Source organism: Oleiagrimonas sp., from assembly GCF_027858935.1.
GTDB lineage: Bacteria > Pseudomonadota > Gammaproteobacteria > Xanthomonadales > Rhodanobacteraceae > Oleiagrimonas.
In genome coordinates this window covers 1-5797 of sequence record NZ_JAQIBU010000050.1, presented here as the reverse complement: position 1 = coordinate 5797, position 5797 = coordinate 1, and the positions used below count along the sequence as shown (strand labels likewise).

The 5797-nt window shown below is 66.3% G+C and carries 7 protein-coding genes; 4 read left to right on the top strand and 3 right to left on the bottom strand.

Annotation, left to right across the window (positions count from 1 at the left end):
- Positions 1 to 390 (top strand): AEC family transporter (locus PF446_RS01950; protein ID WP_298069160.1); only part of this gene is annotated, 390 nt, incomplete at its 5' end.
- 15 nt (positions 391 to 405) lie between these two features.
- Here PF446_RS01950 and PF446_RS01945 read toward each other — a convergent pair.
- On the bottom strand, positions 406 to 657 hold the full coding sequence (locus PF446_RS01945) for a hypothetical protein (RefSeq protein ID WP_298069157.1): 252 nt from the start codon (positions 655 to 657) through the stop codon (positions 406 to 408).
- 71 nt (positions 658 to 728) lie between these two features.
- On the opposite strand from PF446_RS01945, the gene PF446_RS01940 reads away from it, so the two are divergent.
- Entirely contained in the window at positions 729 to 1118 is a 390-nt protein-coding gene (locus PF446_RS01940; RefSeq protein WP_298069155.1) for a S4 domain-containing protein, read from the top strand.
- Between the two features lie 43 nt (positions 1119 to 1161).
- Positions 1162 to 1812 (top strand): response regulator, encoded by a 651-nt coding sequence (locus tag PF446_RS01935; protein WP_298069153.1) that lies wholly within the window; start codon positions 1162 to 1164, stop codon positions 1810 to 1812.
- A gap of 29 nt (positions 1813 to 1841) precedes the next feature.
- Here the strand turns inward: PF446_RS01935 and PF446_RS01930 are convergent, their stop codons facing one another.
- Positions 1842 to 2324: an Lrp/AsnC family transcriptional regulator gene (locus PF446_RS01930; RefSeq protein WP_298069151.1), complete on the bottom strand. Its 483-nt coding sequence runs from the start codon at positions 2322 to 2324 to the stop codon at positions 1842 to 1844.
- 52 nt (positions 2325 to 2376) lie between these two features.
- Here PF446_RS01930 and PF446_RS01925 point away from each other — a divergent pair, with 52 nt between their 5' ends.
- Positions 2377 to 3606 carry a PLP-dependent transferase gene (locus PF446_RS01925; RefSeq protein ID WP_298069149.1) on the top strand — a complete coding sequence of 410 codons (1230 nt, stop codon included), beginning with the start codon at positions 2377 to 2379 and terminating at the stop codon, positions 3604 to 3606.
- A gap of 151 nt (positions 3607 to 3757) precedes the next feature.
- Here PF446_RS01925 and katG read toward each other — a convergent pair.
- The coding region (katG, locus tag PF446_RS01920; protein WP_298069146.1) for a catalase/peroxidase HPI at positions 3758 to 5797 on the bottom strand (2040 nt) is incomplete at its 5' end.

Sequence of the window (5797 nt, the reverse complement as noted above, 5' to 3'; positions counted from 1 at the left end):
GTGGTGGGGCAGCTCGGCGGCTGGCCGGATATCGCCAACAAGGTGTTTTCGCCCATCGGCGCCACGATGTCGCCGCTGGCGCTGTTCTCGGTCGGCATGCAGTTCCATTTCGGCAGCATGCCGGGGCGCAAGGCGCTGATCAGCGGAAGCCTGGGCTGGAAGATGCTGCTGGCACCGTTGCTGGGCTGGGCGCTGGGTGTCGCCCTGGGCGTGCACGGCCTGGTGCTGACGGTCGGCGTGCTGGAGGCGGCGATGGCGCCGATGGTGTCGGCCGCGATCCTGGTCGACGAGTACGATCTGGACACGGCGCTGGCCAACAGTGTGTTGGGTGTCGGCATCCTGGTGTCGCTGGTGAGCGTGCCGTTGGCCAACCTGTTGCTGGGCGGCTGAGCCTCAGTCGTGCGGTCAATGCATGCGCGCGCGCAATCGCTCGTCATGCAGCTGTGCCTGCTTCAGGTTGCAGTGATAGCTGCGGCGGATCGTGCGCATGCCCTGCATCTTGTTTTTTGCGCACACCAGTGATTCGATCCCGTGATCGCCGGCTGGCGCGGCAGGTGGCCCGGCGACGCAGTCGTGGTGCTTGCGCAGCCACTTCAGTGCATAGGCGACCACGGGCAGGGCAAAGCCGGGAATCTTCAGCTCGTCGGACAGGTTCATCGCGGCTGGTTTGCCTGCGCAGAGGCCGTGGCCGGATGCTGAATCGGAGTGCAGGCGGGCATAATGCAGGCATGACGCAAGCACACGACGAGACCGTGCGCGCGGACCTTTGGTTGTGGGCCGCGCGCTTCTTCAAGACCCGGCGCCTGAGCCGCGAGGCGATTGATGGTGGCAAGGTCGAGCATAACGACGGGCCGTGCAAGCCCTCGCGCGCGGTGCGTTGCGGCGACGTGCTGCGAATCACCCGTGGCGAGGAGCGATTCGAGATCCAGGTGCTGGATGTATCCGCGAAACGGGGGCCGGCCAGTGAGGCGCAGCAGCTTTACCGCGAGTCCGAAGCCAGCATCGAAGCGCGCGCGCAGGCACGCGAGAATCGTCGCCTGACCGGGCCTGACGGACCCGGTCGACGACCGGACAAGCAGGCGCGCAGACTGCTGCGACGCTTCAAGACTCGCCAGTGACGGCTGCCGGGGTACGCGGCCATGTGCGCGGCGGGATTGCGCCATGGCCTTGCTGCGACGACACTGGAGTCACTGCAATGACAAGGAATTTTCAATGGCGCCACAGAACATGTTCAGGCGCTTGCTGCGAGGTGGAGCCGACCGGCGGAAACAGCCGCGCGTACAGGCGCGTTCCGGCGCCTGCGTGATGGTGGTGGATGATTCGGCCACCATTCGCGCCGTGTTCTCCAAAATGCTGATCCAGGATGGCTATTCGGTGATCACCACGGAAAGCGCCGAGAAGGCGCTCGAACTTGCCTACAGCGAGCGACCGGACCTGATCTTCCTGGATATCGTGCTGCCGGGCATGAATGGTTTCATGGCGCTGCGCAGCCTGCGGCATGATGAACGCAGCCGCGATATTCCGATCGTGATGATCAGCGGCAACGTGCAGGCCACCGAGCAGTTCTACGTGCAGCGTTTCGGCGCGGACGACTTCATGAAAAAGCCCTTCGGGCGGGCCGAAGTGTTTGACCGCATCCGCACCCTGGTCGAGAGCGGGCGCATGATGCCCCGGCACCCGGACTTGCACAGGACGGCCGCGATCTCGAGCATGTCCGAAGAGGAGATGGCGGCGATTCCCGATGTGGCCCTTCGCGAGCCGGAAGGCACGCTGGAAAATGCCTCCGACACCCTCGAACCGCCGTCGCAGTGAGCGCTTGACGGCCCGCCCGCGGGCCGCGGTCAGTCCGCAGCCCCGGACGCCGCGGCATGCGCGGGCACCTGGGACGTACGCTGGAACTGGAAGATCAGGCTGGTTTCAATATGCGCCACCTCGCTGCGCGTGGTGAAGGCATCCAGCGCGAAGTCGCGCAGACGCTGACTGTCCTGCACGGCCACGTGCACCAGGTAATCGTTGGCCCCGGCCACGTGATAGAAGGCCAACACGTCCGGCAAGGTCTGCAGGTAGTCGTGGAAGGCCGCCACGTCGGCGCGCGAGTGCCGCGCCAGGCGCACGCTGATCATGGCCTGGAGGCCGATACCGAGGGCGGCCGCATCGATCTCCGCGTGGTAACCCCGGATCACGCCGCCCTCGCGCAGTCGGCGCACCCGTTCCAGCGCAGTGGAGGCCGCCACCCCGACATGTGCGGCCAGCGTCTTGTTGGGCAGCCGTGCGTTCTTTCGCAGGGCGGCGAGAATATCGAAGTCGATTCGGTCCAGCTGCATGATTTCGCCCTTTCGCGAAATAGTATTCGTTTCATGATCATTTCATTTCATCATGATTCTATCATTCAGCCTGAATCCGAATATCAGGCCAAAAGTGATGAACCAGCCGGAAACCGTAGCCGTGCACGCAGGGCGCGAGGATTTTGCCGAACTGGGGGTGCATGCGCCGCCGATCGACCTGTCCACGACCTACCCGGTGCGAGATCTTGAGGCGGGGACCGCCAGCTTCGACGCCCTGGTTGCGGGCCAGGCCACGGCCGCAAATCCCATCTACGCCCGCTTGCACAATCCGACCGTGGCCCGCTTCGAGCAGGCCATGACGCAACTGGAAGGCACCACGGACGCGGTTGCGTTCGGCTCCGGCATGGCGGCGCTGTCGGCCTGCCTGCTGGCGGCCGGCCAGCGTGGCGGTCACGTGCTGGCCGTGCGTCCGCTGTACGGAACCAGTGACCACCTGCTGAATTCGGGATTGCTGGGCATCCCGGTGCGCTGGGTACGCCCGCAGGAAATGGCATCCGCAGTCGATGACGATACCGCGCTGGTGATGATCGAGACGCCCGCCAACCCGACCCTGGACCTGATCGATATCGAGGCGGTGGTGCGCGCTGCGGGCGATGTCCCCGTGCTGGTCGATTCGACCTTCGCCACGCCGGTGCTGCAGCAGCCCGTTCGCCAGGGCGCGCGTCTGGTGTTGCACAGCGCCACCAAGTTTCTGGGTGGGCATGGCGACGTGATCGCCGGCGTGGTGGCCTGTGACAGCGAGTGGGCCAGCGCATTGCGCCAGATTCGTGCGGCCACCGGTGGCCTGCTGCATCCGCTGGGTGCCTACCTGCTGCACCGCGGCCTGCCGACCCTGTCGCTGCGTGTGCACAAGGCCCAGGAAAACGCGCGCGTGATCGCCGAACGGCTGGCCACGCATCCGGCGGTGGGCCGGGTCCATTACCCCGGGCTGGGAACGGTCGAAAACGCCCACCTGGTGGGCACGCAGATGCGCGGTCCGGGCAGCCTGATGGCATTCGAGGTGCATGGCGGCCACGCGGCTGCGGCGCGCGTGATGGCCAGCGTGTGCCTGGCCACGCCGGCAGTCAGCCTGGGTTCGGTGGACACCCTGATCCAGCATCCGTCCGGATTGACGCATCGCACGCTGGATCCCGCCACGCAGCGTGAATGCGGCATCACGCCGGGCTTGTTGCGCCTTTCCGCAGGCATCGAGCATGCCGATGACCTGTGGGCAGACCTGGCGCAGGCCCTGGCGGCATCGCAGTCGGCGCGCGCGGCCTGATCGATCCACCGCTGCACGCGCGGCGTGCCGCATGGCCCGTCATGAAAAAAACGGCGCCCCGTGCGGGGCGCCGTGAAGTCCAGGCTACCGGAATCTCCCCGGGTGAGGCGCGGCCGCAGGGGGCCGCATCCCGGGCACGTCCAGGGTACCGTCAAGCCAGATCGAACCGATCCGCGTTCATCACCTTGGTCCATGCCGCCACGAAGTCGTGCGCAAACTTCTCCTTGCCGTCGGCGCTGGCGTAGACCTCCGACAGCGCGCGCAGCACCGCATGCGAACCGAACACCAGGTCCACGCGTGTGCCGGTCCACCGGGTCTTGCCGCTCTTGCGGTCGTGGCCCTCGAACGTGTCGGCATCCTTGGAAGTCGGTTTCCACTCCGTGTCCATGTCCAGCAGGTGGACGAAGAAGTCGTTGCTGAGCACCCCGGGCTGGTCAGTGAACACGCCATGCCTGGATCCGTCGAAGTTGGCGCCCAGCACGCGCAGGCCGCCGACCAGCGCGGTCATCTCCGGTGCGGTCAGGGTCAGCAACTGGGCCTTGTCGACCAGCAGGTGCTCGGCCGCAACCGGCGACTTGGCCGTCAGGTAATTGCGGAAGCCGTCCGCATACGGTTCCAGGTACTCGAAGGACTCGGCGTCGGTCTGCTCGGCGCTGGCATCCACACGACCCGGGGAGAACGGGACGTCCAGCTTCATGCCGGCGGCCTTGGCCGCCATTTCGATGCCCACGCCGCCGGCCAGCACGATCACGTCGGCCAGCGAGGCCTTGCCGGAGGCCTTCTGGATGTCCTCCAGCTTCGGCAGCGCCTTCATGGCCATGGCGTTGACGGCCCAGTCCTTCTGTGGAGCCAGGCGGATGCGCGCGCCGTTGGCGCCGCCGCGCTTGTCACCGCCGCGGAAGGTCGAGGCCGAGGCCCAGGCGATCGAGACCAGTTGCGACACGCTCAGCCCCGAATCGGCGAGCTTGTTCTTGAGCTCGGCAATGTCCGCTGCACTCGGGTTGTGCGTGGCCTTGGGCAGCGGGTCCTGCCAGGACAGATCTTGCTTGGGGATTTCCGGTCCCAGGTAGCGCGACTTCGGGCCGAGGTCACGATGGGTCAGCTTGAACCAGGCACGCGCATAGGCATCGGCGAAGGCCTCCGGATCGTCGCGGAACCGGCGCGAAATCTTTTCGTAGGCCGGGTCGAAGCGCAGCGACAGGTCGGTGGTGAGCATGGTCGGCTTGCGCTTGGGCGAGTCCGGCGACGGGCCCGGGATGATCGCGTCCACGCCCTTGGCCACCCACTGCTGGGCGCCCGCCGGGCTCTTTTCCAGTTCCCATTCGAAGTCGAACAGGAACGTGAAGAAGTCGTGGCTCCATTGGACCGGCGTGCTGGTCCAGGTCACTTCCAGGCCGGACGTGATCGCGTCCTTGCCCACGCCGCTGTTGTAGCTGTTGGCCCAACCCAGGCCCTGTGCTTCCAGCGCAGCCGCTTCCGGCTCGGCACCGACGTTGCTGGCGGGCGCGGCACCGTGGGTCTTGCCCAGGGTATGGCCGCCGGCGATCAGCGCCACGGTCTCCTCGTCGTTCATCGCCATGCGGGTGAAGGTTTCGCGGATGTCGTGGGCCGCGGCGAGCGGATCCGGGTTGCCGTCCGGGCCTTCCGGGTTGACGTAGATCAGGCCCATCTGCACGGCGGCCAGCGGGTTGTCGAGCTTGCGCTCGCCCTCATTGCCGTGCGAGTAGCGGCTGTCGGGCGTGTCGCTCAGGGCCAGCCATTCGGTTTCGCTGCCCCAGGAGACGTCGTTGTCCGGTTCCCACACGTCCTCGCGGCCCGCGGCGAAGCCGAAGGTGCGAAAGCCAGTGGACTCCAGTGCGACGTTGCCGGCAAGCATCATCAGGTCTCCCCAGGAAATCTTCTGGCCGTATTTCTGCTTGATCGGCCACAACAGGCGGCGTGCCTTGTCCAGACTGACGTTGTCCGGCCACGAGTTGATGGGCGCAAAACGCTGCTGGGCACGTCCGGCGCCGCCGCGACCGTCGCCGATGCGATAGGTGCCGGCGGCATGCCAGGCCATGCGGATCATCAGGCCGGCGTAGCTGCCGAAGTCGGCGGGCCACCAGTCCTTCGAATCGGTCATCAGGTCCTGCAGGTCCTTCTTCAGCGCCTTGAAATCGAGCTTCTTGAACTCCTCGCGGTAGTTGAATTT

Bases quoted from the DNA above. Each gene is read 5' to 3' on its own strand.
- PF446_RS01930 (WP_298069151.1), bottom strand. From the start codon at position 2,324: ATGCAGCTGGACCGAATCGACTTCGATATTCTCGCCGCCCTGCGAAAG.
- PF446_RS01925 (WP_298069149.1), top strand. From the start codon at position 2,377: ATGATTCTATCATTCAGCCTGAATCCGAATATCAGGCCAAAAGTGATG.
- PF446_RS01935 (WP_298069153.1), top strand. From the start codon at position 1,162: ATGGCCTTGCTGCGACGACACTGGAGTCACTGCAATGACAAGGAATTT.
- PF446_RS01945 (WP_298069157.1), bottom strand. From the start codon at position 657: ATGAACCTGTCCGACGAGCTGAAGATTCCCGGCTTTGCCCTGCCCGTG.
- PF446_RS01940 (WP_298069155.1), top strand. From the start codon at position 729: ATGACGCAAGCACACGACGAGACCGTGCGCGCGGACCTTTGGTTGTGG.